Consider the following 25,124-nt stretch of genomic DNA (forward strand, 5'->3'; position numbering starts at 1 on the left):
AAATTCTATTATTCATCTTCCGAAAACCTTATTTTTTGACTATATTTACAAAAAATCGGGAATGCACCCTTTCGATTCTCATGAGAGATGTATACTAAAGCAGAACGATTCAATCCCGATAATTTATATGATCTAATTAATTGGAAAGATAGATAACTAACATTTTTGCGTTATGAATAAATCACCCTTCATCTCCAAAACAAAATACATCGCCGGTATTCAGTGCCATAAACTCCTCTGGCATTACTACAACGCAAAGGAAGAGTTCCAGGAAGTAGATGCCGGCACGCAATCGCTATTCGACCAAGGACATTTAGTCGGTGAATACGCAAAAAAACGCTATCCAACCGGAATAGAAGTGTCTGAAGATATCATCGCTTTTGAAAAGGTCATTGAGCAATCTAAACAGTTAATCTCAAAACGCCTACCGCTTTTTGAAGCCGCATTTCGTTATAAAAACGCTTACGCCCGCGCAGATATTCTAAATCCGGCAGGAAGAAAAGCCTGGGAAATTATAGAAGTGAAAAGTTCAACCCAGGTGAAAGATATTCATCTTTACGACCTTTCTTTGCAGTGGTATACATATAAAGGAACCGGACTTGAGATCAAACGATGTTATCTTCTGCATATTAATAATGAATATGTCCGCAAAGGAGAAATCGATCCGGGAAAGTTATTTGCCCTTGAAGATATTACATCGGATGTGAAAATATTACTTCCAGAAGTTGAAGGACGATTGGAAAAAATGATCAAAGTAATTGCAGCAAAAAAATATCCCAAAATTGAAATCGGTTTACATTGTAACGACCCTTACGAATGTCCGCTGCAAGAAAAATGCTTTGATTATTTGCCAAGACACAATCCGCTGACGTTATATTACTTCAAAGGAGAGAAAGCCTTTTCATTGATAAATGATGGCGTCACCGATATTCTAAAGTTCGATGATTCCATCACACTATCCGCTAAACAAAAGATACAGATACAGAGTCTTCGGTCAAAAAGAGAGTATGTAAATAAAGAGGGAATACAGTCATTCTTAAATAAACTTGCTTATCCTTTATATTATCTTGATTTTGAGACTATCGGAACTGCAATCCCGCTGTTTGACCATGTAAAACCGTATCAACAGATTCCATTTCAGTTCTCGCTTCATATTCAAGCATCACCAAAGAGTAAACTTGAGCACATCGGTTATTTAGCAGAAGGCAAAGACGACCCCCGTCCGGAATTATTAAAGCTATTGAAAAAACACCTTGGCATGAAAGGATCGATTGTTACATACAACGCATCCTTTGAAAAAGACAAACTCAACAAAGCGTGCGAAGCATTTCCGGCTTACCGGGAGTGGAATCGGAAGATACAAGCCCGAATAGTTGATCTGTTGGATCCTTTCAAAGCCTTCTACTACTATAACTACAAACAAGAGGGAAGCGCATCGATCAAATCTGTCTTACCTGTACTAACGGGAAAAGGATATGATGGGATGGAGATCGCCGATGGTGGAACGGCGAGCAATGAATATCTGCGAGTGACGTATGGAGAAGGTGTTACCGAAAAAGAGCGAAAGACAGTTCGGAAATATCTTGAAGAGTATTGTGAGTTGGATACGATGGCGATGGTGAAAATTGTTGAAAAGTTGATAAAGATTTCCAATGGCAAAGTAGATTATTCGTAATACATTCTCTCCTGAAAAAATAACCTATCATGTTGAAACAGGTACGCAGATTCCGGGAACACAAGAATATGGTAAGTCTTCACCCATAAGGTGTGGGTAAAATCCGTTAGACAGTAGGGTGGATCAAGCGACAGCGAATCAACCGTTTCATTTATTATTGGTGGATTTGCTGTGAAAAAGCCCACCCTACACGAAATGAGAGAAAAGAGTCTTGGCGAGCATGGTATATTAACCCTGTCAGGGTTGTTTCTTTCATTTTGTGGGAAATATGCCATAGTAGCTGCATGAACGAAGAACATTCACCTATGAAATTGCTTATGCAAAGATTGCAGCATAATGAAAGCGAAGTGGTGCGTCAAGCCCTTGAAGAAATTGGCAGATCCGGAAAGGGGAATCGCGAGGCCATAAAAATGCTTCAGGATTTTTTAAAGGGAGAGCGGCGAATGCCTCTCCGCGTTTTGGCGGTTCAAACTATTGCAAAAATAAAGGAGTCCCCTCAATCTTCCGCAAAAGAATTCAAGAAACCGAACGTCTTTCAGTGTCCGGGGGCGGAGAAGATAAAAAGGGTGGAAATTTTGGAGGTAACGTGTCCCTACTGCCATCAGAAAGGTACGGCGTCGGTGGCCGGTTTTGAATATGAATTCGAATGCGAGAGCTGCGGGGGAATGATACAGCGTGATATCCCTGAAAGCTGTATTGAGAAATGTCCCGTGGGAAGCGAGTGTGTCGGTGAAGGGCGTTATCAAAAATATTTACAAGGCAGAAAGAAAGCTACTTGAAATACATAGCGCAGCCTTTGGCCGCAACCAAATTCGAAATACGAATATCGAATCTATTAAAATAAGGAATTTAGAAACCGCAAATACACGCAAATGGACGCAAATATTTTTAACGGGAGTCACAGAAATCTGGCAATCTAGTCTCTGACCACTGCCTACTGCTTCTGGCGACCGGCTTTCGCGTTCATTGGCGTCCATTAGCGGTTATCTTTCTAAACAACCTCCAGGGAATTTCGAATTACGGGGAAAATAGGAATAATAAGAGAAGTGTCCCTATATCCTATTTCCCCCCCTATATCCCTTGCTCATGGATCGAGGATGCTTCCCCTCAGGTGGCACGGCCAACTTGAGCAGAATACAACGTGATCGCGCGATATAGCAGACGAGTCCGGCACAGGGGTTGTAGCCTTGTCGTTGATCGCAGTTGTTATGCGATTAAGACGTTGAATTAATATTTACTGAATGGCATATAGTAGATTTGCAGGAAATTTTAAAATTGGCTAGACAAGGTATAAAATAAAGGCGAAATAGCGCTTGCCAATGATCCTAAAATAATATATATTCATAGTATATATTCAAAGGAGGTGTTTTGTGAAAACTGCAAAAATTTTTCAAAACGGTCAAAGCCAGGCTGTTAGGCTGCCCAAGGAGTTTCGGTTTGAGGGTGACCACGTATTTATCAAAAAGTCGGGAAATATTGTGATGCTTATTCCAGCCAAAGAATCGTGGAATTCTTTGGTAGACAGCCTTGATAAATTTACCGATGACTTCATGGGTGAGAGAAAACAGTTAGATACCCAGACAAGGGAGCCACTTTAATGAAATGTATGCTTGATACCAATATATGCATTTATCTCATCAAGCGGAAAAACCCTAAAATCCTTGCGTATCTCAAAAAACACGACATAGGGGAGGTTGGTATTTCATCTATTACCCTCGCGGAACTTCAATACGGGGTGGCAAACAGCAATTATATCCAGAGAAACAGAGAGGCTTTACATGAGTTTATCCTGCCTCTTGAAATTGCAGATTTCGATGAAAAGGTTGCTGAGGTGTACGGGAATGTGAGGGCGAACCTTGAAAAGGCAGGAACCCCTATTGGCTCAATGGATATGCTCATTGGCGCTCATGCCATGAGTCTCGGTGTAACCCTTGTATCTAATAATACCAGGGAATTTAATCGTATAAAAGGGCTTAAGGTTGTAGACTGGACCATTTGAAGGTAGGGAATCAGGCCTACGGTGACATTCAACAGCGTAGTGGTAAGACGTGCCTTGCTACTGTTTGAACACGCACCAGAGGTGGTAACCCTAAAGCGTAAAAAGGGGCATACCTTGATCAGGGGTTAACATGTCGATAGTTTGGGCTTGATCACAAATCAAGGTGTGAACCGTATCTTCACTCCTAACTCCGCACTTTAGTGCGGAGATATTCGTAAAAAACCCGACTTTAGCCAGGACTTTGGATTATTCCGTAACCCCGACAGAGTTCCAAACTCTGTCAGGGTTAAATCAACTATTCCCCGCGCATTTGACCGCCATGGATTAACAGTACTTCAGGGCTAAAGCCCCGGACATTTTTATTTTGTCAACCCCATGCTAAAGCATGGGGTTAAAGCATGGATGGATTTTTCAAAAAACTAAAGTGTTACGGCAAAATGGATTTGTGTATTTCTCTATACCTACCGTAGTCATTGGCCCGTGGGCGGGAAAGACAAGGGTTTCGTCAGGCAGGGTGAAGATATGCTTGCGGATATGTTCTGTCTGGCATTGAGCGGCCTTTGAAGAATTCGTACCACCAACTGAACCGCAAAAAAGCGCATCTCCTGTAAACACACCACCGGGGATATAGTACGACATTCCATGAAGAGTATGGCCAGGCGTGGATAATGCTTTGAATTGCAGCGAACCAACCTCAATTATTTCGCTGCCCTGCAGCATGTTATTGGCAGAATGTACTTCTCCCTCTCCGGCATAACTCTTAACAGGATAACGGCGGGAAAACTCCTGCATGCCTTCGGTATGGTCCCAATGTCCATGCGTAAAAAAGAGATATTGTAAGAGGATTTGCCGTTCCCGGATAAAAGCCTCTATTTCATCGCTGAAACCCCCGGGATCAATAAATACCCCTACCCTGGTTTCAGGGTCTGCAACAAGATACCCGTTAATCGGGTAACTTCCCACGGTAAAACGCCTGAATATCAGATTGCAAATCATGGCGTGATCTCCTTTGAGTAATTCGTTTTTTTCAAAAAATAAACGGCAAACCCCAGGTTAATCATAGCGCACCTCATCCCGGTTTGCCGCCTGATTTATATCGGTATCAACCCACTTTGTATCTACAAAATGCGCCTTATGAAACACCGCTTCATCAAGCGTGCATTTCTCAAAACTGCAACGGATAAAAATTGCTGCCCGAAAAATAGCCTTTTGCAGACGGCACTCCACAAACCGAGTATCAATGAAGGTTGAGAAGGGAAAGCGGACGAAAAAGTAATCCTCCCGCTCAAACAGGCAATCATGCCAAAATGAACCACTGAAGGCGACCTCGCTGAAAGAGGAACCCCGGAGCTGGCACTTGTGAAATGTGGAGAATCCGAAGGAACTCAGTTTTGCCGTGGTTTTTGCTATCGTACATCCGGAGAAATGGTTTGAGGTAAAAAGGGCATCCTGTATCATCACCTTTTCCCATTTACAATCCAGATAAAATCCCCCTTCGCAAAGGGCATGGTCGAAGGAAACATTTTGGAATTTGCTGTCCTGTGCCCGGAGGTAACGGAAACGCCCTTCTTCGAACCTGACAGACTGAATATGGCTTTCAATCAGGCGTTTGCCGGAAAAATCCTCTCCGGCGAGGGCCATATCTGAAAGGGTATCACGGATATAGATCGTTTTTTTCTGATTTTTCTCTGTTTTCATTGTTTGATATATCCCTTTACTCTTTGTCTTAAACGCCTGTTAGAAAATGCATTGTATCGTTATATTCCTGCCCACTGAGCTTAGATCTATAACCACAGGGTTTATTTTCTTTTTGTTGTTATCATAAAGAATTTTTATAACAGGCCTGTTAAGTGAATCTCTGTTTAAAGAAAATACAAACCCGGTAAACCCTTCGTATGCGCCATTTTTAATCTTTATCTCTGTTCCTACCGGGTATTTTGGTAATAAATCCAGAAAATATCGCACCAATTCTTTATTAAAATGTGTCTCTGCTCCGTTTTTAATAAGTTCATATACGATATCATGAGGAATCGGGGGACGAAAAGGCCTGTTTGCAACACAAGCATCATAAAAATCCGCAATAGCCGCAATTTCTGCCGGCAGTATTATTTTCGCCTCATCGCTGTAGCATATCTCATTTACATTATAGAAGTCAAAGGTATTGCTCCCCTTTAACCCCAGTGGATATCCGGAACCATCCTGCCACTCATGGTGCTGATAGGCGATGTGTGCGGCAACAAATCCCACATGTTCCAGATCCTTCAGTAATTCATACCCGAGAACAGAATGTTTTTTAATTTGTTCATTTTCATGTTCTGACAACTTTTCCCGTTTATTGAGTATTTCCATATCAATAAAAATGTTTCCGATATCATGAAGAAGTTTTCCGATAGCGATTTGTTTTAATTTATTTCTGTCCAGGCGCAATCTCTTTGCAAAGAGTAAAGCCACAATCGCAGAATCAACGGAATGCTCATAGGTATAGTTGTCATGCGTTTTTATGGTATTCAGTCCAGCCAAAACCTCCCTGTCCATAATCTCGTCAATGAAAAAGCTTATATCCCATGTTCCGGAAAGAAATTACTAAAGTCAAATTTGGCAAACACTTATAAACATTGATTCTGCGACTACATGTCTTTTGGAAGTCTTTTAATTACTGGCCGAAAACAACATTGGACATTCCAAGTTTTTCCAATAGCATTTGTGTGACGGCGGGAAGTTTCACGGCTTTCTTTAAGGTTTCACCGGTATTTTTAGCCTCAAGAGTGGCGATATCTATATCTTTGAACGGCGCATAGAGTTCCTTTGAGTTTAAAAAATCTTTTTCTCCTATTGCCTTTCGTTGGTTTGATAGATAACGGTTTATAAAATATGCCAGGATGCAGATAGTATAGACGGCTTTAACATGTGCCTCGGTATTGACAAAGAAGGGCCTGATTTTTAAGAACGATTTTACATTTTTAAAGACATCTTCTATTTTTGTCTTGTCCCGATAGGCTCTAACTATAGATTGGGGTTTTGCTTTAAACGCACCTCCATCTTCCCGTTCTGTATGGTTAGTGATAAAAACACATACGCCATCCAACAATCTATCTGCGGCTATAACATCAGTTAACAGCTTGATTTCTATTTTGAAACTTTTGACGGATTTGACCTGCCCGTTTTTCAGTCTATGGGTAACGGTGATGGACGTCAGAACAGGGTCTTCGAAATATTTATGAATCTTTAACCTTTTCAGCTCATCTACAATGCGGCTCTTTGTTGCGTCATATTGCCGGTCTCTTTGGGCATTTTTAAGGTTTTTATTCTCTTCTTTGAGATAATCCTTAAAAAAGGTTATTTTCTCGTCTCTATTATTGCGGTCTTCTATAAATAAAGTGGGATTAAAACCGGTAATAAAACGCTTGTTTCCTATGACGCCATTGTCATGGTAGTATAATTCATCATCATAGTTTAAAAACCCTTGCGGGATAGGTATATCGGAGGCGTCCTTATCTTCTATGGATAACCCATTAAGAGACTTTAAACTGACACCGCAAGAGGGTATCTGATTTCTATCCAATGCCGAGATGTATTTGAGTTTGGCTTCTTCTATCAAATTGGCATTGTCCTCAGAGATTATGCCTCTGTCAAATACAAGGGTGACGTTTTTATCAGTCAATTTGAATCTGGTTTTACAGGCATTGATATTCTGTTTGAGGGTTTTTACCTCAGCGGTGTTCCCGGGGAATACATCCCATTTGAAAGGATATCCCTCAGAGTTGATAAGAACACCCAGTAAGACCTGCCGCCTGCCATGACACTCTATTTTGCCCTTGCCAAATGCCGATAGATCACAGTTATATCCCACAAAGTAGGAAGTAGTTAGGTCGTAGTTGATAAATTTATAGGATTCCGGACGTTTCCAGAAGGTTTGGTTAAAAAGGTGGTTCTCTATAGATATTTTGTTTTTGTGTATTTTATCTAATTCATAATAGATTTTATCGTCATTTAGGCCTGAAAGATCAATTTTAAGAATGTCCTCCAGCGCGCTCTTTTTCGCCCAATGAGGAATGGAATAATGAGAACACGGATCGGTGCACCTGTTAATAGTCAGTATCTTTGCAATCATATTGGTAGGAAGGGCGCCTGCAGTGACATCGTAGTCAAAAGCCTGATCAAGCTGCCACTGGTTCCACAACTCATTAACAACGGCTATATCGAGATATGCCCTGCTTTCCAGGACTGCAACGTCTTTGAGCTGAGTCTGCAATTGATCTGTGTTTTCAACTGTTTTACATATCAGTTTGATTTGCTCGGCTTGAATATCGGAAAGTTTCCCGATGGGCCAAAGTATTCTTTTTCTGACCTTTTTGCCATCCCTGTAGGATTCGGCAATAGAGTAAGATTTATAGGTTTTCCCTTTGTATTTAGAATCGCTATAAGTAAGGTGCATAATGTAGTCCCAATATTCTTTGACTACACTATCATTAATAAAATATTTTGTCAAGTCAGTATTTATAGGGTTATAAAGGATTTGTATTAATAAATAGGCCATTTATTCTGCGACTACATATTATTTTGAATTTGTGGAAACCCGCTTAAAATAAGGATTTTGTTGAAATCTTTCCGGAAAGGGGGTTATATCGTTATTTAATTGTTTTAGCTCGATATTTTGGTGGAATGTTTTCTTGAACTTTTCGGAATTGATGCTGTTTATGATGGATTCACAGGTACTTCCTTTCATGCTGAGGTCTTTAAAAGAATCAGAAATCTTTTTGTATGTTATGATGACGCGCTTCGTCATCATCGTATGCACTTTTTCAGAAACAATCTCGGGCGTTTCTATATCCGCAGTGTCTTCTTCCTCCACATATACGCATACAATGCCTCTTCTTTTAAGGCTCAGAATATGATCCTGCGTAATCGCTATCCCCTTTTTAAGGAGAATTGCATAATTATCTCCGTAAATAGTCTTACCAAGCGCCATTCCTGGCGTAATGTTGTTTACATGTTTTCTTATCATAGATTTTATTTTATAACGGTTACCAGTAACACCAATGAGATATAAATGTATGGAATACATAATATCTTATAAAAAATATTTTTTCCAGAGATTATGCAGGACGCACCTTCAGGTTTGCCTTCCTGCAAATATTTGTTTGCAGCCTAGCCGCGCTATGAGATAATTGATATCCACTGTGGTTGTCCCCCTTTGGATGGGGTTGGGGGGAGGATTTTGGAATTTGTTTCGGATTTCGTATTTTTTATTTCGCGCTTGTTTGGTTCTGGCTATACCAGCTTAGGAGGTTATTTTAGGAAAAATGAAAAACATCAAAAACGGTAGTTTTATTTGTATTGCAGCGTTGTTCCTTTTGTTTCCATGCGGCAACCTGTCATATGGACAATCCGGGCTTCAGACTGTGCAGGAAGAGGAAGCGCAGGGTGTTCCGGAAGAGACAGCTTCCCTGACGGCGTTGAGAGGGATTATTCAGATAATGGAAGAAATTCAGGGACAGATTGCCGTCAAAAAAAATGAACTTGCAGGCATAACAGAACAGGAACAAAGAATAGAAATTATTAAAGAAATTGAGAAACTCAAAGAACATTTGAATACATCAAGAGAAAATTTTGAAGAAATTGCAACCGGCCTTGACCTGAAAATGTTCGATGCAAAACCACAGAAACAATTTGAGTGGAAAGAGGAAGCCCAGGTGCTGATTGGGCCTATCATTAATGAGTTAAAGAGTATAACCGCCCGACCAAGATTAATTGAAAATCTCCGGACGCAGGTGTCGTATCATGAAAAAAAGATTCAGTTTGTAAAAAACGCCTTAAGGAATATACAGGAACTTACTGCGCATGTGCATGATGAGCTGCTAAAAAAGCAATTAATCGCACTGGAGCACGAATGGTACAATAAAGGAAAGCAATGCTCTACGGAACTCACAATAGCCAAATATCAGTTGGCAGAGAAAGAAAGTGAAAAAAAATCTTTGCTCGAATCAAGCCAGAAGCTGGTAAAGGGGTTTTTTAAGAGCAGGGGGAAGAATTTTATCTTTTCAATAATCGCCTTTTTTTCCGTTTTCTTCCTCCTTCGTTATATCCATAGGTACGTTTATAGAAGCAGTTCTGTTTACAAGTCGGTGAAGCATTCATTCTACGTACGCCTTGCGGAGGTATTTTACCATATTGCAACCTTCATTGGCGCTACAAGCGCATTGTTAATCGTGCTTTATATTTCAGGGGATTGGGTTCTTTTGGGATTGGCGTTCATATTTATATTCGGGATGATATGGACGGCAAAACAAACCTTGCCGCGCTTTTATGAACAATGCAAACTTTTGTTAAATTTGGGAACGGTAAGAGAAAATGAGCGGGTAATATATAATGGCTTGCCGTGGAGGGTTGCTTCCTTAAATCTTTACACCTATCTTGTAAACCCAGAATTAAAAGGAGGAATGCTCCGGCTTCCAATCAGGGAACTCGAAGGGATTCGTTCCCGTCAATTTCATAAGGATGAACCATGGTTCCCCTCTAAAGAAAATGATTGGGTAATCCTTGCGGACGGTACCCTGGGCAACGTGGTTATCCAGACTCCGGAGATAGTTAAGCTTTTGGTTATCGGCGGAAGCGATAAAACCTATTCAACCGTGGAATTCCTGCAACAAAAACCTATAAACATTTCAACGGTGTTTTGCCTTCATATTACGTTTGGCGTTGATTACCAGCACCAGGCAATAAGCACTTCAGAGATACCGGGCATATTGAGGGAAATAATTTTAAAAGAACTTTCAAAAAGCGGTTATGAAAAAGATATCAATAGCATTGTTGTTGAATTTAAAGAGGCGGGGTCGTCTTCCCTCAATTATTCAATCCTTGCCAATTTCTCCGGACGGGTAGCCAGGGACTATTACAAACTTTCCCGTGCCATTCAAAAAATAGCGGTTGATGCGTGCAACAAGCATGGCTGGACGATTCCCTTTACGCAAATTACACTTCATAACGCAGAAAAGCCGCAACCAAAAAGAGTTTTACCACAAAACACGAAGCACGAAAGGTACTAAGAGGAACCTACAAAATCATGTAGTGCGACGAACCTCGTCGCACTACAAATGACAATTTCCAGGCGCTTTTTGTCAAAATATTTATTGCCCCTTCGGCAATCTGCAAATTGCCGATTGCCGACTGAGGACTGTTTTCGTGCTTGTTCGGTTCTGGCTTTGCCAGCTTGGGGGTTAGAGATAGGATTTGCTATTTCCCGCCCCCCCTTCGCATCATTTTTGTATTACTCCTTGCCAACCTTTACATTGAGCGTTGCCTTCAGCCCATCTGAGGTGAATAGTACTTTTGCATTACCTTTCTTATTTCCGGCAGTGATGGTGAATGTTGCCTCCCCGTTTTTATCGGTTTCTGCCGTTTTCGCCGGTATTTTTATGAACTTCTTCCCCTTTTTAATTTTTGCTTTCACCGTAACGCCTTCAGAGAAGCAATCATTGTCGCCCTTTACCGTCACGGTAACTTCTTCACTTTCCCCCCTTGCAAGGCTTAATTCAGACGCCGCCGTTATAGATTTCGCATCACATTCACCTGGCGCCGGACTTGGTGTTGGAGTTGGGGTTGGGGTTGCACTTGCATCTGCATTTATAAGTTCCTGTACTGCTATATATGATGGCTTTTCAATAAAAGTTACTTCGCCGGTGGTTTGGTCATCTATGACCTGTGCGAGCAATCCTTCTGCAACATCTGCCGCCTCTAATTCATCATTATCCCTCAAGGTGACAAATACCTTATCAACGCCATTGTCCAGAATGTCATTTATGGAGGAAGCATAGTATTCCGCCTGCGATATGAGGCCGTTTTTATAATTCTTATCCGTTTGATAATTAGGGTCAGATGTGTATCCATGTTCCGATACCCATACCGGACCGTCGAAACCTATCGATGAAAACATCTCTATAAACTCTGCAACCATATCTGGCAATTTATCGAGATCATCACGAACGTGAATGTTGGCAATGTCAAATTTATCCGGGGCATTTTCTGCCACTTCCTGCAGCCATTCAGAGAGATCCTCATGGTCTAGCGTGAGTTTATCACGAAATAAGGTGTAAGACAAAGACATCAAGTTGCAATCCAATGATTTGTATCGGGTTGCGACTTTTTTTGTCTAAAAAATTATGTATACACTGAATAATACTATATTTATATTGCATTATATGCCTGTATATACTATTATACACGGAGTATTAATCTATTACGTATACACTAACAACTAATAGCCATGGCTACCATTCAATCTAAAAACTCCAGAGGTTATAAATATTGGTATATTGTCGAATCGCGGCGCGTTAACGGCAAGCCCAGGCCCATCGTCCTGGCCTATCTTGGCAAGGCAGACGATTTATTAAAACAACTGCAAGGTCTTACCGAAAAATTACGGCTCAAATCTTATTCACATGGCGCGGTAGCCGCATTGCTAAGTGTGGCCAATGCCCTGGACGTCCCTTCCGTGATTAATAAATATATAAAGTCGCCACGGCAGTATTGTGCTAAAAAACCTGTTCGAAATAATCTGACCGCCGGAAGTACCCTCTTGTTGGGTGCCGTGGGGAGAGTGTGTGTGCCTACCAGCAAAAGAGGATGGTGGGATTGGGCAAAGACGACTACTGCCGAATACTTACTCAGACACAGCTTGAGTAAAATAGACAGTCAGCATTTCTGGGATTTGATGGATGCACTTCCTGAAGAATCCATTGCAGAAATCGAGCGCGAATTAATTGAAAAGACATTTAAAACATACAACCTTCAAAGCGACACACTGTTTTTTGATACAACCAATTTTTTCACGTATATCGACACAACTAATCTGCGATGCACTATTGCCCGGCGGGGGAAAAACAAACAAAAGCGATACGATCTCAGGCAGGTCGGGTTGGCGATGGTCGTTACACGTAACGACATGATACCGTTGTTTCACCATACCTATCAGGGGAACATGGCGGATGCAAAGGTGTTCAGCGCGGTTCTTGAGACGATAAAAGACAGGATGACCGGATTAGGTTTCGACAGCAAAAAGCACACTATTGTTTTTGATCGTGGAAACAATTCCATGGACAATATGGCTATTGTAGAGAGATTGGCATTGCATTACGTTGGAGCGCTTACACCGTATCATCACAAGCAGTTGGTAGGGGATGCCATGTGTAATTTCAGGGAATATGACGTTGACGGCAGTAAGATACAGGTGTACCATGACAAACGGGTTATTTGGGGGCAGGAAAGAACCGTTGTCGTATTTATTTCCGAGAAATTAAAGGTTGGGCAATTAAGGGGAATGTCTAAGTCTCTGGAAAAGGCAGAACATCAGTTAAAGCTCTTACAGCAGCATCTGTGTAATCCAAAGGGAAAGATGCGGGACAAAGAGGGTCTGGAGGATACGATAAGAAGTGTAGTGAAATGTCAATTTGCGAAGGATGTTATCGATTGGTCGTTAAAAGAGGTATCTGAAGGCAAGTTTCAATTGAATTTTTCAATCGACCAGAAAAAGCTCGAAGAAATAGAAGGGGAACTGGGGTTCAGGATTCTTATGACAGACCATCACGATTGGGATACCGCGGACATTATAAAAGCCTACTATGGGCAATCAAAAATTGAACATGCCTTTAGAAATCTCAAGAACCCCTATCACCTTGCTTTAAAACCGCAATTTCACTGGACGGATCAGAAAATCAGGGTGCATTTTTTTATTTGCGTCCTCGGATACCTAATGGCGGCGATTGTGTGGTATCAGGCAAAAGCGCACGCACAATTTAGTGGAACGTTAGATACCCTGTTAGACACCCTTAATAATATAAGGCTTTCTGCTATGCTTGAAGAAACAAAGGCCAGAGGGAGAGTTAAGGCTACCTACAAATTGGAAGAAATGTCCGACAAGGAATCTCTGTTGATGAATGCGTTAGGCATTATGGATTTCCACAAACATCGGCTGAAACTTCAAGGACTCAGTGTATACAATTGATGTTGTGCTTAACGCATTGACTGTATTTATGTTACGTTGCTTCATGCCTTATTTTGTGATAAACTCACGCTAGAGGCATAAAAACGCCCGCAATAAGAATGTTTGCAGAGCTGTCCGCCGCCTTAATAGCGTCATATGTTGTGGAGAGCAATTGTGCATATTCCGAAGCATCGCCGTAAAAGAATCCTTCGCATGCAGTGCTGGTGCAAGTATATTCATTGGGTTCGTTCCAAACTTCCCAGTAATGAATATCGCCTTTGTATCGTCCCACAATCATGGCAATCCATTTTGCCCATTGATCATAATCTGCAGGTGGGCAAAAATTGGGGTCATAGGCGGCCTCTCCTGACGGACAATTCCCTGCCCAGTCTGGCATGGAAGTGAGTGTTCCCAATATCTGTACGCCATATTTTCCCGCCAAATCTACAATAATATCCATTGGTTCCCACTCCGGAGGTGCGTCTTCCTGAACAAAAATGGAAGACAACTGAACATCAAGCCGCAGGTAAGCAATCCCCAATGCCGAACTTTTTGAAAAGAGTTCTTCGATATCAACTTCCGGCATATCCGGGTAAATCATGGAATGGGCGCCGTAATTCTCGCGGCTGTATGAATAAGAGTCGTTAACAAAGGAGAGGCTTGATATTACCAGGAGGAGGCCTCCAACTGTTTTTTTAACCCAGTAATTATTCATTTTCCCGATACCTTTCCTTAGACTAATGTGTTTTGGCGGTTATTAAATTAGGTGGGGTTTTAAAATGCAAAAACCCAGCGGCATTTATTTTTACCCACCCCTCATATACCAATAAATTGTAGCATTCCAGGCATCTGTTGTCCAATCACTCGTATCTGTGTTTACTAATTGACTAATGAATCCAATATATCCGCCATCTACATCGGCATAATCAACCCTCCATTTTTCACGATGATGCGCATTGCCACGACTACAGGCGGGTTCAGGTTTGTAACCTGAACCTATGAGTTTATGCGTATAATGGGGCCATGTACTGTGGTAAAATGCCAATTCCCAAATCACAAAATCCCTGTTTGTAAGCTGGAATTTATTTGTCATTTGTTCTGTTCATAGAAGGCTGTATAAAAAGTATAAAACGTTTGGTTCAGGTTGCAAACCAATGTCATTAAGTTAAACAACCTGCCAGAAAAGTTCCCCTTAATAAAGGGGGAAAAAGGGGGTTGTTTTTAATAAAATAATTCTTAACACTTAGTTATTTGAAAAATCCAAGGGGATATAAAAAACAATGTAGCCCCTTTAGGGGCGGTCTGTTTGTAGCGCAATAAAATTCAACAGGTAAATAGCTCCGTCAGGAGCGGCCTGTATATGATTGACAGGAAGACAGGCCGCTCCTGACGGAGCTAATATCTGTTATGGTATCCTATCTACCACAAACAGGTTGCTCCTACGGAGCTTATCGGTAATACGTTTTTTTAAACCAAAGTGTTACAATAATTCTTAACTTAATGACATTGGGTTGCAAACCTGATAATCATATAGAAGGCACCTCCGAGCGCACTCTTCATGGTAAAATGGAGGATACCGTGAAAGGCGATTGTTAAATAATAACAAAGTAAGGAGGGAGCGAGCAATGGGATATTTCGTAGGAATAGATTTACATGGTGATAATAATTATATTGGAATACTCGATGAGGAGGATCGGAAGGTATTCAAGAGGAGAAACCGTAATGACATCAATGAAATAAAGCGCGTATTAGAGCCATACAAAAAAGAAATAAAGGGTATAGTAGTAGAATCGACCTTTAACTGGTACTGGATAGTGGATGGTCTGATGGAGGCAGGCTATCAGGTACACCTGGCAAATACATCGGCAATGCAGCAGTATGAGGGATTAAAGTACATTGACGACACGAGGGATTCGTTTTGGTTGGCAAAGATGTTACGGTTAAAGATATTACCAGAGGGATATATTTATCCCAAAGAGACGCGGTCAGTGAGGGATTTACTGAGGAAGCGGATGATGTTGGTACAACAAAGGACAGCGCATATATTGAGTATGCAAACGATGGTAAACCGTAACAAAGGAGTACCGATAAGCGGTGATACGATAAAGAAGCTGAGTAACGAAGAGGTAATGGGGATGTTCAGCGACGTGCATTTGACCATGTCAGCACAGTGCGATCACGAGGTAATAGAGGTATTAAATAAGCAGATATACAAGATAGAGAAAGCGGTATTAAAGGAGGTGAAGCTAAAGAAGCCGTATAAGAAATTGCTCAAGGTGCCTGGGATAGGCGAAATCCTGGCAATGACGATAATGCTGGAGACTGGGTGCTAAGCCCCATAAGCGCTAACTTGTTTTATTGACAAATTTTATTCATCATGGTATTTTTATGTTAATTATCCCGCTAATCACTCTATAGGAGGATAAAGCCATGATGAGAGAAGATTGGGATCTTCTAAGAACTTTCTTCCCAAACGATTGGAAAAGTTTAGCCGTTGATACAAATGCTTTAAAAGGCTTGCGCAAGGATAAATCTGAAGAAAAGCTTCTTCGAACATTATTAATTCATTTAGGATGTGGCTATTCATTGCGTGAAACAGTAGTTCTAGCCAAGCGTGCTAACTTAGCAGATTTATCCGATGTTGCCTTATTAAAGCGATTAAAAAAGAGCAAAGAATGGCTATATAAATTATGTTTATCTTTATTCCGTGAGCGTGGCCTCCAAATTAATAAACGGAATAATTTTCATCTTCGCTTATTTGATGCAACAACAGTAAAGGAACCTGGGAAAACAGGAAGTCTTTGGCGCATTCATTATAGTATTGAGGTTCCTTCATTATCTTGCGATTTCTTTAAACTTACGGGAACTGAAGGAGAAGGCACAGGAGAATCTTTTCGGCAGTTTCCGATGAAAAAAGATGATTATATTATAGCTGACAGAGGTTACTGTACTGGCCAAGGAATTCATCATGCAACAAGGAAAGGCGCTTATCTTAGCGTTAGAGTTAATTCGCAATCTCTACGGATATTCGGCGAAGAAAAGAAACCCTTTCCTTTATTGAAAGAAATCCAATATTTAAAAAGACCCCTTGCTATAAAATCATGGAACGTTTTTATTCCAAACGTTGATAATACTGAATATGTCAAAGGTCGTCTTTGTATAATACGCAAAACAGAAGAAGCCATTAAAATAGCTCATAAAAAACTTAAAAGACATGCAAGCAAAAAGGGCATTGAACTAAAACCGGAGACCCTTATTTATGCCAAGTACGTAATAGTATTCACAACGTTTCCTGAAAATCAATTTACCGCTTTTGATATCTTAGAATGGTATCGAGTTCGATGGCAAATTGAACTGGTCTTTAAAAGATTTAAACAAATAGCACAATTTGGACACTTACCTAAATACGATGATGATAGCTCAAAAGCTTGGCTTTATGGCAAACTATTCGTTGCTCTTTTGACAGAAAAACTAATAGATTTTGCTACGTCTTTTTCCCCCTGGGGATACTTCATTGTCAAGCAAGAAGACTAAAAGCAAATGGCGTGAATTTGCTTTTATGCTTAATCAAGTAAAACGGGCTATAGAACCAGCGTTATCATTACAGGAAGTTCTTAAGTGCTGGAATGACATTGCTTGTTCTTTAGCAGAAAATACAAGAATCCGAAAAACACAGATATCAAAATACTTCGAGCGCACCTAAAACAAGTTAGCGCTTATGGTGCTAAGCCCCACAATAAATGAACCTGGAATTCTCAGATTAAGTGGAATTAATATATTGAGGTAAAACGGATTTTAGCAGATAGACAGCATCTGGGAAAGAGGAGTTGGAATCTACCATGACGATGTCGATGGTATTAAAGTTTTTTTTACAACGGAAACACCTGGCGAGGTTCGTATTTGGGTTGGTGGCGGAATTAAATTCAGAACAGAGAGGGCAGAGGAAGCGGAAATAGCCTTCGGAGTATTTATGAGGTATGGAGAGGACATCAGCGATGAGTCGATCGATGGGGATATCGTTTCGTAATGAGCGCAAGAGTTGAGGGGAAAAGAGACGGGCCATGGTAGACCTCCTTAAAAAGATTGAATTTCAGCAAGAGCCTGATGGAAGATATCCTGGGTAATTTTCTGTGATTGTCTGATGGAAGCGTTAATCAGGCAGGCGGTGGAAATGGCGTTGATTTGCCTTGGGATGCCGGCGGAGAACTCATGGATCAGGTCTTTGACGTCTGAGTCAAAGATTTTATCGGATGCGCCGGAAGATTTCAGATGGAAGTCTATGTATGCAGCGGTTTGAGTTTTAGTAAGGGGATGAATGTGGTAATGTACCGAGATGCGTTGTGCGAAGTCGGCATGGATGTCTCTTTTGAGGATATATTTGAGGTGTTCCTGTCCCGAGAGGATGATTTTGAGATGAGTGGAAGAATCAAGCGGAGAGCTGACAAGGAGTCTGAGGTCTGTGATGGCGTCGGTTTTCAGGAGATGAGCCTCGTCGATAACGATAATGGGAGTGAGATTTGAGCGCAAGGATTTATCCATAATTTGGAGGAAGAGCCGGTCTTTGGTGTGTTTTGGTATTTCACCGAGCTGGGAGACGATTAAGGAGAGAAGGCTGGATGATTTTAGGTGGGTAAAATGGAGGTAGATGGGGAGAAACAGGTTTTGGGGGATTTGTGAGAGGAAGAGTTTGAGGAGTGTGGATTTTCCGACTCCCGTCTGTCCGTAGAGGACGGCGATAGAGCCTGAGTGTAAGAGGTATTGGAGTCGTGCAAGCCCCTGGGTAAAGCGTTCGTCTTTCATGATAAGGCTGGTGTTGATTCTTTCAGAGAACGGCTGAGTAGTCATGGAAAAATGAGAAGTAAACATGGTTAAGAGACCTCCTTTTTCGAGTAAGCGATTTGTAATTCACGAATGATATAGGGTAAGGTTTTCACGGAGGCATTTTGGAATGCCTCCGTGAGCAATGATTCGTTGAGAGCGGGGATACGGTTGTAGCATTTTTTAAGCGATTCGAGTTCATGAGAGCTGAAGGCGGAGAGAGAGCCTTTGTGTCCCATGAGGAGTGCGAGTTTCTGGACGAATGCCATGAATGGCCAGGGTCGTTCGGAGATGATTTGGTGGTAATCAATGCCTTTGGCCTGAGCCTGGAGAATGGATTTGTGTTTCTGAGTGATAAGGTCGAGGTAATTATGTTTTGGTTTTGAAGGTGAGGCGGCTGGAGTTTCAGCGCCCTGGTCGCGCAGGTAGAGATTTCCCGAGCCGAGGTATTCACCGTTTGCGGAATAGATCAAGACCTTTTTGAGATCGCCGTATGGGTCGTAACGGACTTCTACTTTATCGCCTCTGAGTTTGGGGTCAACACGGTAAAAGCGGTTATCAATGCGGACATCGGCAAAGGTTCTGTCAACGGTTCTGGGGATGCGTTTCATGAAGAAGGCAAGAGCGGCGTCCATATCGACGTGTCGGATGACGGTAAGCCCCTCGTCGTAGCGTTGTTTTGGAGATTGATTGGTTTCGGAGTGGATTCTTGCGTGATAGACAACGGCAAGGTAAGCGGAGAAGGCCTGGTTAATGGCATCAAGGGTGATAATGTCGCCGGAGCGGACTTCCGACTCGAACTGTGTCTGGCTGGTGCCGAAGAAACGTTCGACCAGTCCGCCGGGAGCAGGGTCGCGTGGTGGTCTGTGGATGAGTTTAATGCCGAGGTTGTAACAGGCAGAGCGCAGGGCGTCAGAGTGGTAGACCTTGGCATTGTCGAGGTAGAGTTCTTTGGGCGAGCCGTGGATAGTCCAGGCCCTGATGAGAGAATCGATAAGGATATCGAGGGTTTGTTTGAGATAATACCGTCCTTCGACCACATAACGGCTGTAGCAGTCGATAAAGAGACAGAGGTTTGTGGGAAGCGCCTCGCCGTCAACGAGCACGAAAGGGCCTTCCTGGAAGTCGCCAATCCAGAGGTCGTGGGTATGCTCACGGCTAAGAGCGTATACGCACCTTTTGCTGTGAGACGCCGAGTTTGAGCCGGGTCGCCCCTGCGAGTCTGAGATGGCGGTAGAGGGTGGATTTGGGGATCGTTTTCCCATAGTATTTCTCAAGAAAGCGGTTGAGGCAATCGTCGCTGCGGCGTGGTTGTTCTTTTTTGAGTTCAACGGCTTTGTCGATAATTTCAGGAGAAAACCTTCTGGATGCGCCACGGTCGCTCCTCGCCTTTCTTGCAAGAGATTGAAATCCATCTTTGCGGTAGCGGTTGAGTTTTCTCCTGAGGGTAGAGATAGTGGGTCTTTTCCGCTTTCCGTTGGGGAATACGACCTCCTGAAGGCAGAGTTTTTTCAGAAAAAGGTTGGTCTGCTCCTTCTCAATCTCACCGAAGATGACAGGATGCAGAAGATTGCACCAGAATAAAGCCCATTTTTCGTCTTTCGATTTCATAATTCACCTCCTTTTTTAAGTGTGGAGGTGATTGTAACTCAAGACCAGCCGCTTTTTGTTGCCAGTTCGGGGAAAAATGAATGCCCAAAAATTCGGTGATATTCCGGCTCGGCGCTGAACAATTGAATCGATTGATCGAGGGAGGTTTTTCGTTGTTTGCTTTTATACTTTCCGTGGTAAATGGGAAACATTTGGCGAAAAACCGGAGAGTTGGGGTCGGCCTGCCTGATGAGGTCAAAGGCGTTGCGGAGTGTGTATTTCAGTGAGCCAAAGAAACGCAGCCACCTCCAAACGGTTGACCAGGCAAGCATGCGGTTGTCTATTTCCTGTGTTCGGGTAGTATATCCGATGGCAGAGGAGACACTCCGGTAGGTTTCTGTATCATCTTTGACATAAGCCTGACTGAAGGAGAGACAGTGATCCTTTACGTACCGCTTGTAAGGGAGCGCATACTCAGGATAGGAAGTAAACGTCTTCTTGCACAAGGAACATTTCCAACGTCCCAGGAAAGATTCTATCGTATGAACAAGGGAGTCGATAATAACGTGAAACAACCGATATCTGCATTCATGAAGGGTGAAATTGACATGGGTACTCTTGCACTTTGGACAAAAGCATGGCTTCTGTTTTGTCGCAATAAGCTTTTCATGCTTGTGGATTTTTTCTATAATATTCACGCACTGCCTCCTTTGTATAGGGGGGAAATGGGCAGGAGGATGAAGTTTCCCAACGTTCGGTCCTCCTGCCCTGAGTTTTTTATGTTCCGGAAAAATCTTACAAAACTTGTCCTCGTGAAAACGGGGAACTGGGAAGTAAACCGCCGTTAGGAAGTTTGGAAGTGGTTTTAACCTCTTCCAAACTATTTAATGAGGCTTTACTCCGCCTTACGGACGGAACTTCTTTCTAACGGGGTAAACGATGTATTTTTCTTAACGTGAACAAAAAATCAAGTGAAATACTTACGCAGGATAAAAAAAATGCGGGGTAGCTGGGTAAGATTTTTCAAATCATTTGCTGGGTATTAGACTCAAATATTCTGAGACTAATTGGGCATTTTTGGAGCATTTATTCTAAGACGTAGCAACTGGGAACATAGAGCGATTTAGTGATGTGGGGATGTATTCATCTTATTGCAGATGCGTATCGGCAAAAAAATTATCGAATGGTAAGAGCAAAGGGAAAGGAAACCGTAAGAACGGGAATAAATACCTTGCGTGGGCGTATGTGGAGGCAGCGCATTTTCACGTAAGATTTTGCGAAAAGGGAAGGAAATGGCATCAGAGGAAGGCGTCAAAGAGCCATGTAGTTCTGGCAACGAAAGCCTTGAGCAATAAGCTGGCCAGGGCATGTTATTACATAATAAAGGAGCAAGTAAACTACGACGAGAAAAAAATGTTTGGGTAGCAAGCAGATTAGGTGGTGCAAGGAACCGGTTGCGGGTTAGGTAACCAATCCATGAAACCTGATTGGAAGTTGTTCCACCTTTTATTATGAGTTGTGCCGGTAAAGGAATCGGCGAAAAAGAATATTCCATTCTGATCTGCCCATACCATGAGCCGTGAGGTTTTGGCCGTAGAGCCGAATATTCTGTGAATAACGATTGGACACTGGTATGGAACCGATGGTTTTCTGGGACAGAAGATAAGTCAGGGGCGGTGAGAAAGTCTTTCACAAAGCCTTGATCCCGATGGGTGAATGGTGCGGATGAGAACGATACCAAAACAATTGCGAAATACCACGGGCGTAGATAAACGTGAACGGTATAGTCATTTTCGTAAACAGCAGTAAGAGCGATTCCGTACTTGGAGGGGTATTCAAAACGTGAAAATGTAGATATTTTTGCGACCGGAGATATTTTGTCCTTGACAAAAGCCTTCTAATGAGTGAACCCGCGAATGTAGTTTCCGGTGCCATTACGTTTCCAAACAGATACTTCACTATGTTCAGTACAAGATTTGGAAACGAGTTGTGCTTCGTTAGTTTAATAGATTACACTAAATAGTTACGATTCTTTTCAAAAAACTAAAGTGTTACAAACTATCAGTATCTGTGATTTCCATGCGGAGACCGGAAAGGCTGTCTTTCAGTCTTAGGCTTATTACTGACATTATTTGACTCCTTTCAGCCTTTTAGTAGCATCATCTATTATTCCATAATTAAGTATGGTGTTCCCTGAATTACCAAACAACGTCTCTATGAAATTTTAATGGCAACAGTTGGAGTTTATGCCGGTTAATTTTATGATTACGCTTGATATGCCAATAAAAATCAAAAATACGCCCACAAAAGCCATTGCCTTATTATTAAGGAGTTGTACCGGTTTTTTTGTCAGGTAGGAAATGCCGGAGAGTGCGGGGATAGTGCCTAACCAGAACGAGAAAAGCAATATGCCGCCCCATAGTGGATTGTGCGTAGTAACGGCTATAAGGATAAAACCATATAACCATCCGCATGGCAGTAAAGGGCTGAGGACACCTATTAAAAAACCCGCTCTCTTTGGCGAAACCCTGGCTTCTAATAAACGCCCTACTCTTTTCTGGTAAAATAACCGCAGAAAATACGGTTGTTTTATGTGCAGATTGCCCTCTTTCAGAATACGGAATCCGATAATAAAGAAGGTTATACCCAGGAAAATCGTTGATACAAAAGAGAGGTATTTCATTTCTGAATGGATAAATTTTGAGCCAAGAAGCCCCGCCAGGGCACCAATGCAAAAGTATCCTAAAAAGCGTCCTATATGGTATGAAATCAGCCCCGCTTTGCTGTGAGCGCTTGCGGCCAATGCCAGGCCGCCGCACATTCCTACACAGTGGACACTGCCGATAAGGCTTGCGGCAATTACTGCAAAAGGAACAAAGAAGGGTGACATTTCTCCAATGCGTTGTATTATATTATTTGACAGGTCCGGCAAGGGTTAACTCCTTTATGTAATTTCGGGTTGTTTTGTTGTTTGATGTAGCAGCAATGTGTAATTGAAAATTCAGTTGCCCTTTTTCGCTCAAAAGCGATTTGGGAAACGTTATGAAAAAATGGTTTTTTGTTGTTTTTCCCGGCGCAATCATTTCAGGATACGTCGGCGCTATAATTTCAATCCCTTTATTTCTGCTATCTTCAGCGTGTTTAATATCCACTTCTATCTCATGAAAGCTCTGGTTTTTCAGATTCAGCGTGTAATGGTTTGAGATGAGGGGTTCTTCCCGGGATTTGGTAATTACCCGATAAGGACTTTCCTGCGCTCTCAATACGGTAATATCCAAATCAGGCCTGTTTGAAATATAGGAGGCTAATCCTATCAGGCAGGCGGAGACTAATCCCAGGTAAATCATGTTTTTAATACGCCAAAAACCTGAGGGTCTTCCTCTCAGGCCGTTTTCCGACTCATACCGTATAAGCCCCTTCGGCTTTTTAACCGTTGCCATTACCGTGTCGCATGCGTCAATGCAGGCAGTACAGGCAATACATTCCATTTGCAGCCCTTTGCGGATATCTATTCCTGTTGGACAAACGGCAACACATTTATAGCAATTAATGCAATCTCCCGGCTCTTCCGTCTTCGGTTGCAGCCCTTTTCGCGGTTCACCTCTTTTTTCATCGTAAATTATTGCAAGGGAGTTTTCGTCCATTAATACCGATTGCAATCTTCCGTACGGACAGATTGATATGCACAACTGCTCCCTAAACCAGCCAAAATTCAACATCACCACAATGGTAACAATACCTGTGGTCAGAAAAACCGCCCAATTTTTAAAGGGGGAAATGGCAATCATTGAGACGAGATTTTCTGCTCCGGCAAAATATGCAAGGATTGTGTGAGAGATAACAGCGCTTGTCAAAAAAAACAAAGACCATTTAACTGTTTTTTTGATTAATTTCTCTTTGTGAAAAGGCGCCTTCCGGAGTTTGATTCTCGCAATATGGCCTCCCTCTACGAAAGATTCAATTTTTCGGAAAATTGCTCCAATAAAAACCGTTTGCGGGCAAGCCCATCCGCACCATACCCTTCCCCAGGCAGAAGTGGCAAAGACGATTCCCATGGAAAAACTTGCCATCACGAAGAAGAGCATGGGCGTGTCATGCCCCCAGAATTGTAAGCCAAACAGCGAAAATCTTCTGTGCGGTATGTCAATGAGAATTGCAGGAAAACCGTTTATTTTTATCCAGGGAAACAGAAAAAATGCGATGAGCAGCGCTATTTCAACAATGGTTCTGTACTTTCTGTAGAATCCGTAAACTGCCATAGGATGGGTTATGCGAATACCCTCATGGGACGGATTGTAGAAGTTTTTCGACATATTATTCTTCTACAAGTTCTCCTTCCGGGTCTCTTGGGTTTTCAGGCATGGAACCTCTTAATGATTTTATATAAGCGGCTGTTTGCTGAATGTTTTCATCTGTAATTCTTCCTCTCCATGCAGCCATGCCGGTGTCGGGAATGCCATCGCTGATTATGCTTGCTATTTCGCGTATTCCCCCTCTGCCGTGTAACCAGTAATTATCCACCAGGTTTGGCCCGATCAATCCTTCTCCTTCTTCTCCATGGCAGGAAGAACATTTTGAGGCGTACACCTCTTTCCCCTTTGCCAATGCATCCTTGTCAGCCAGCAGCGTAGTGAGCTGCGCTTCAGTTATTTCAGGCAGTTCCATCAGTATTTCTTCCGCTTGCATCATATTCGCAGGTGGAGCAACAGTCGCGGCTACCTGCAATTTCCCGTTCCTAACGCTTCCGAAATGGTACCCAAGGTAGAAGACGGCAAAAAGGATCGTTGTATAGAAAATATACATTAGCCATGCCGGGCATGGGTTGTCATATTCGGTAATCCCGTCGTATTCATCCCCTGTCATAGGAGTATCTTTTACATGAGTATCCCTGTTCATGATCGTTCCTCCTCGCGAAGCGGCAAATGGGACATATAATCATAGTGTTTGGCAGCGCCCTTCCTTTGAATCCAAAAAAGGATGCCCAGAAAAACAAAAAAGAATAAAAAAAATCCAATCGCCGCCAAATACGTATCGGTAAAGTGTGCTAAAGCCTGTTGTTTCAT

The 25,124-nt window shown here is 42.2% G+C and carries 27 protein-coding genes; 10 read left to right on the plus strand and 17 right to left on the minus strand.

Going from position 1 to position 25,124, the window contains the following annotated elements:
• The first annotated feature begins 172 nt into the window (after positions 1-172).
• From KSMBR1_RS10600 to vapC, 4 genes are all read left to right on the plus strand, one after another.
• Positions 173-1,675 (plus strand): DUF2779 domain-containing protein, encoded by a 1,503-nt coding sequence (locus KSMBR1_RS10600; protein WP_099325308.1) that lies wholly within the window; start codon positions 173-175, stop codon positions 1,673-1,675.
• A gap of 305 nt (positions 1,676-1,980) precedes the next feature.
• Entirely contained in the window at positions 1,981-2,454 is a 474-nt protein-coding gene (locus KSMBR1_RS10605; protein ID WP_099325309.1) for a HEAT repeat domain-containing protein, read from the plus strand.
• 591 nt (positions 2,455-3,045) lie between these two features.
• The gene (gene vapB / locus KSMBR1_RS10610; protein WP_099325310.1) at positions 3,046-3,273 is read left to right on the plus strand and encodes a type II toxin-antitoxin system antitoxin VapB; all 228 of its coding nucleotides are present in this window, start codon (positions 3,046-3,048) and stop codon (positions 3,271-3,273) included.
• On the plus strand, positions 3,273-3,674 hold the full coding sequence (gene vapC / locus KSMBR1_RS10615; RefSeq protein WP_099325311.1) for a type II toxin-antitoxin system tRNA(fMet)-specific endonuclease VapC: 402 nt from the start codon (positions 3,273-3,275) through the stop codon (positions 3,672-3,674). Before vapB ends, vapC begins: the two co-directional genes overlap by 1 nt.
• A gap of 411 nt (positions 3,675-4,085) precedes the next feature.
• Here vapC and KSMBR1_RS10620 read toward each other — a convergent pair whose 3' ends face one another.
• The 5 genes from KSMBR1_RS10620 to KSMBR1_RS10640 form a co-directional block, all read right to left on the minus strand.
• Positions 4,086-4,670, minus strand: a complete 585-nt coding sequence (locus KSMBR1_RS10620) for an MBL fold metallo-hydrolase (RefSeq protein ID WP_099325312.1) — start codon at positions 4,668-4,670, stop codon at positions 4,086-4,088.
• Between the two features lie 57 nt (positions 4,671-4,727).
• Positions 4,728-5,372, minus strand: a complete 645-nt coding sequence (locus tag KSMBR1_RS10625; RefSeq protein WP_099325313.1) for a pentapeptide repeat-containing protein — start codon at positions 5,370-5,372, stop codon at positions 4,728-4,730.
• A 39-nt stretch (positions 5,373-5,411) separates the two neighbouring features.
• Positions 5,412-6,209, minus strand: a complete 798-nt coding sequence (locus KSMBR1_RS10630; protein ID WP_099325314.1) for an HD-GYP domain-containing protein — start codon at positions 6,207-6,209, stop codon at positions 5,412-5,414.
• A 118-nt stretch (positions 6,210-6,327) separates the two neighbouring features.
• Positions 6,328-8,211, minus strand: a complete 1,884-nt coding sequence (locus KSMBR1_RS10635) for an IS1634 family transposase (protein WP_099324133.1) — start codon at positions 8,209-8,211, stop codon at positions 6,328-6,330.
• A gap of 18 nt (positions 8,212-8,229) precedes the next feature.
• Complete coding sequence (locus KSMBR1_RS10640) at positions 8,230-8,679, minus strand: hypothetical protein (protein ID WP_157820527.1); 450 nt, start codon at positions 8,677-8,679, stop codon at positions 8,230-8,232.
• Between the two features lie 298 nt (positions 8,680-8,977).
• On the opposite strand from KSMBR1_RS10640, the gene KSMBR1_RS10645 reads away from it, so the two are divergent.
• Positions 8,978-10,720 (plus strand): hypothetical protein, encoded by a 1,743-nt coding sequence (locus KSMBR1_RS10645; protein ID WP_099325316.1) that lies wholly within the window; start codon positions 8,978-8,980, stop codon positions 10,718-10,720.
• Positions 10,721-10,941: 221 nt separating this feature from the next.
• Here the strand turns inward: KSMBR1_RS10645 and KSMBR1_RS10650 are convergent, their stop codons facing one another.
• Positions 10,942-11,778, minus strand: a complete 837-nt coding sequence (locus KSMBR1_RS10650; RefSeq protein WP_099325317.1) for a glycosyl hydrolase — start codon at positions 11,776-11,778, stop codon at positions 10,942-10,944.
• Between the two features lie 159 nt (positions 11,779-11,937).
• On the opposite strand from KSMBR1_RS10650, the gene KSMBR1_RS10655 reads away from it, so the two are divergent.
• Positions 11,938-13,674 (plus strand): IS1634 family transposase, encoded by a 1,737-nt coding sequence (locus tag KSMBR1_RS10655; protein WP_099325318.1) that lies wholly within the window; start codon positions 11,938-11,940, stop codon positions 13,672-13,674.
• A gap of 64 nt (positions 13,675-13,738) precedes the next feature.
• Here KSMBR1_RS10655 and KSMBR1_RS10660 read toward each other — a convergent pair whose 3' ends face one another.
• Positions 13,739-14,368, minus strand: a complete 630-nt coding sequence (locus KSMBR1_RS10660) for a glycoside hydrolase 5 family protein (RefSeq protein WP_099325319.1) — start codon at positions 14,366-14,368, stop codon at positions 13,739-13,741.
• Between the two features lie 90 nt (positions 14,369-14,458).
• Positions 14,459-14,746 (minus strand): hypothetical protein, encoded by a 288-nt coding sequence (locus KSMBR1_RS10665; protein ID WP_099325320.1) that lies wholly within the window; start codon positions 14,744-14,746, stop codon positions 14,459-14,461.
• A gap of 532 nt (positions 14,747-15,278) precedes the next feature.
• On the opposite strand from KSMBR1_RS10665, the gene KSMBR1_RS10670 reads away from it, so the two are divergent.
• Complete coding sequence (locus tag KSMBR1_RS10670) at positions 15,279-15,986, plus strand: IS110 family transposase (protein WP_099325321.1); 708 nt, start codon at positions 15,279-15,281, stop codon at positions 15,984-15,986.
• A 97-nt stretch (positions 15,987-16,083) separates the two neighbouring features.
• Positions 16,084-17,187, plus strand: coding sequence for an IS4-like element ISCku3 family transposase (locus tag KSMBR1_RS10675; protein WP_076611654.1), 1,104 nt, complete (start codon positions 16,084-16,086; stop codon positions 17,185-17,187).
• A 226-nt stretch (positions 17,188-17,413) separates the two neighbouring features.
• On the opposite strand, the gene KSMBR1_RS23425 is transcribed toward KSMBR1_RS10675, so the two are convergent.
• From KSMBR1_RS23425 to KSMBR1_RS20975, 5 genes are read right to left on the minus strand one after another with little or no spacing between them, the layout of a single operon-like run.
• On the minus strand, positions 17,414-17,716 hold the full coding sequence (locus tag KSMBR1_RS23425) for a CHC2 zinc finger domain-containing protein (protein ID WP_099323524.1): 303 nt from the start codon (positions 17,714-17,716) through the stop codon (positions 17,414-17,416).
• Between the two features lie 11 nt (positions 17,717-17,727).
• Positions 17,728-18,519, minus strand: coding sequence for an ExeA family protein (locus KSMBR1_RS10685; RefSeq protein WP_099323525.1), 792 nt, complete (start codon positions 18,517-18,519; stop codon positions 17,728-17,730).
• A gap of 2 nt (positions 18,520-18,521) precedes the next feature.
• Positions 18,522-19,577, minus strand: a complete 1,056-nt coding sequence (locus KSMBR1_RS10690) for a Mu transposase C-terminal domain-containing protein (protein WP_230407994.1) — start codon at positions 19,575-19,577, stop codon at positions 18,522-18,524.
• Between the two features lie 52 nt (positions 19,578-19,629).
• Positions 19,630-20,082, minus strand: coding sequence for a helix-turn-helix domain-containing protein (locus KSMBR1_RS23430; protein WP_164994994.1), 453 nt, complete (start codon positions 20,080-20,082; stop codon positions 19,630-19,632).
• Positions 20,083-20,120: 38 nt separating this feature from the next.
• Complete coding sequence (locus KSMBR1_RS20975; protein ID WP_131493604.1) at positions 20,121-20,393, minus strand: hypothetical protein; 273 nt, start codon at positions 20,391-20,393, stop codon at positions 20,121-20,123.
• Between the two features lie 105 nt (positions 20,394-20,498).
• Between KSMBR1_RS20975 and KSMBR1_RS10705 the strand changes: the two genes are divergently transcribed.
• Complete coding sequence (locus KSMBR1_RS10705) at positions 20,499-20,909, plus strand: hypothetical protein (RefSeq protein WP_099323529.1); 411 nt, start codon at positions 20,499-20,501, stop codon at positions 20,907-20,909.
• Positions 20,910-21,174: 265 nt separating this feature from the next.
• Positions 21,175-21,486: a hypothetical protein gene (locus KSMBR1_RS10710; protein WP_261341098.1), complete on the plus strand. Its 312-nt coding sequence runs from the start codon at positions 21,175-21,177 to the stop codon at positions 21,484-21,486.
• A gap of 799 nt (positions 21,487-22,285) precedes the next feature.
• On the opposite strand, the gene KSMBR1_RS10715 is transcribed toward KSMBR1_RS10710, so the two are convergent.
• Genes KSMBR1_RS10715 through KSMBR1_RS10730 form a run of 4 tightly spaced genes read right to left on the minus strand, consistent with a single transcriptional unit; the run spans position 22,286 to position 25,124 of the window.
• Entirely contained in the window at positions 22,286-22,993 is a 708-nt protein-coding gene (locus tag KSMBR1_RS10715; RefSeq protein ID WP_099325323.1) for a sulfite exporter TauE/SafE family protein, read from the minus strand.
• Entirely contained in the window at positions 22,974-24,374 is a 1,401-nt protein-coding gene (gene ccoG, locus KSMBR1_RS10720) for a cytochrome c oxidase accessory protein CcoG (protein ID WP_099325324.1), read from the minus strand. The genes KSMBR1_RS10715 and ccoG overlap by 20 nt, the downstream gene beginning before the upstream one ends.
• Position 24,375: 1 nt before the next feature.
• On the minus strand, positions 24,376-24,957 hold the full coding sequence (locus KSMBR1_RS10725) for a cbb3-type cytochrome c oxidase N-terminal domain-containing protein (RefSeq protein ID WP_099325325.1): 582 nt from the start codon (positions 24,955-24,957) through the stop codon (positions 24,376-24,378).
• A complete protein-coding gene (locus tag KSMBR1_RS10730) occupies positions 24,954-25,124 on the minus strand; it encodes a CcoQ/FixQ family Cbb3-type cytochrome c oxidase assembly chaperone (protein WP_099325326.1) in 171 nt (56 codons plus the stop codon). The genes KSMBR1_RS10725 and KSMBR1_RS10730 overlap by 4 nt, the downstream gene beginning before the upstream one ends.

Source organism: Candidatus Kuenenia stuttgartiensis, from assembly GCF_900232105.1.
Classification (GTDB): Bacteria; Planctomycetota; Brocadiia; order Brocadiales; family Brocadiaceae; genus Kuenenia; species Kuenenia stuttgartiensis_A.

Excerpts from the sequence above, each read along its gene's own strand:
- KSMBR1_RS20975 (WP_131493604.1), bottom strand. The coding sequence starts at position 20,393 with ATGCTTGCCTGGTCAACCGTTTGGAGGTGGCTGCGTTTCTTTGGCTCA.
- KSMBR1_RS10625 (WP_099325313.1), bottom strand. The coding sequence starts at position 5,372 with ATGAAAACAGAGAAAAATCAGAAAAAAACGATCTATATCCGTGATACC.
- KSMBR1_RS10655 (WP_099325318.1), top strand. The coding sequence starts at position 11,938 with ATGGCTACCATTCAATCTAAAAACTCCAGAGGTTATAAATATTGGTAT.
- KSMBR1_RS10660 (WP_099325319.1), bottom strand. The coding sequence starts at position 14,368 with ATGAATAATTACTGGGTTAAAAAAACAGTTGGAGGCCTCCTCCTGGTA.
- KSMBR1_RS10635 (WP_099324133.1), bottom strand. The coding sequence starts at position 8,211 with ATGGCCTATTTATTAATACAAATCCTTTATAACCCTATAAATACTGAC.
- KSMBR1_RS23430 (WP_164994994.1), bottom strand. The coding sequence starts at position 20,082 with ATGAAATCGAAAGACGAAAAATGGGCTTTATTCTGGTGCAATCTTCTG.
- KSMBR1_RS10675 (WP_076611654.1), top strand. The coding sequence starts at position 16,084 with ATGATGAGAGAAGATTGGGATCTTCTAAGAACTTTCTTCCCAAACGAT.
- KSMBR1_RS10640 (WP_157820527.1), bottom strand. The coding sequence starts at position 8,679 with ATGATAAGAAAACATGTAAACAACATTACGCCAGGAATGGCGCTTGGT.
- KSMBR1_RS10725 (WP_099325325.1), bottom strand. The coding sequence starts at position 24,957 with ATGAACAGGGATACTCATGTAAAAGATACTCCTATGACAGGGGATGAA.
- KSMBR1_RS10670 (WP_099325321.1), top strand. The coding sequence starts at position 15,279 with ATGGGATATTTCGTAGGAATAGATTTACATGGTGATAATAATTATATT.
- KSMBR1_RS10730 (WP_099325326.1), bottom strand. The coding sequence starts at position 25,124 with ATGAAACAACAGGCTTTAGCACACTTTACCGATACGTATTTGGCGGCG.
- KSMBR1_RS10665 (WP_099325320.1), bottom strand. The coding sequence starts at position 14,746 with ATGACAAATAAATTCCAGCTTACAAACAGGGATTTTGTGATTTGGGAA.
- KSMBR1_RS23425 (WP_099323524.1), bottom strand. The coding sequence starts at position 17,716 with ATGGCCCGTCTCTTTTCCCCTCAACTCTTGCGCTCATTACGAAACGAT.
- KSMBR1_RS10600 (WP_099325308.1), top strand. The coding sequence starts at position 173 with ATGAATAAATCACCCTTCATCTCCAAAACAAAATACATCGCCGGTATT.
- ccoG (WP_099325324.1), bottom strand. The coding sequence starts at position 24,374 with ATGTCGAAAAACTTCTACAATCCGTCCCATGAGGGTATTCGCATAACC.
- KSMBR1_RS10620 (WP_099325312.1), bottom strand. The coding sequence starts at position 4,670 with ATGATTTGCAATCTGATATTCAGGCGTTTTACCGTGGGAAGTTACCCG.
- KSMBR1_RS10650 (WP_099325317.1), bottom strand. The coding sequence starts at position 11,778 with ATGTCTTTGTCTTACACCTTATTTCGTGATAAACTCACGCTAGACCAT.
- vapC (WP_099325311.1), top strand. The coding sequence starts at position 3,273 with ATGAAATGTATGCTTGATACCAATATATGCATTTATCTCATCAAGCGG.
- KSMBR1_RS10630 (WP_099325314.1), bottom strand. The coding sequence starts at position 6,209 with ATGGACAGGGAGGTTTTGGCTGGACTGAATACCATAAAAACGCATGAC.
- KSMBR1_RS10685 (WP_099323525.1), bottom strand. The coding sequence starts at position 18,519 with ATGTTTACTTCTCATTTTTCCATGACTACTCAGCCGTTCTCTGAAAGA.
- KSMBR1_RS10645 (WP_099325316.1), top strand. The coding sequence starts at position 8,978 with ATGAAAAACATCAAAAACGGTAGTTTTATTTGTATTGCAGCGTTGTTC.
- KSMBR1_RS10605 (WP_099325309.1), top strand. The coding sequence starts at position 1,981 with ATGAAATTGCTTATGCAAAGATTGCAGCATAATGAAAGCGAAGTGGTG.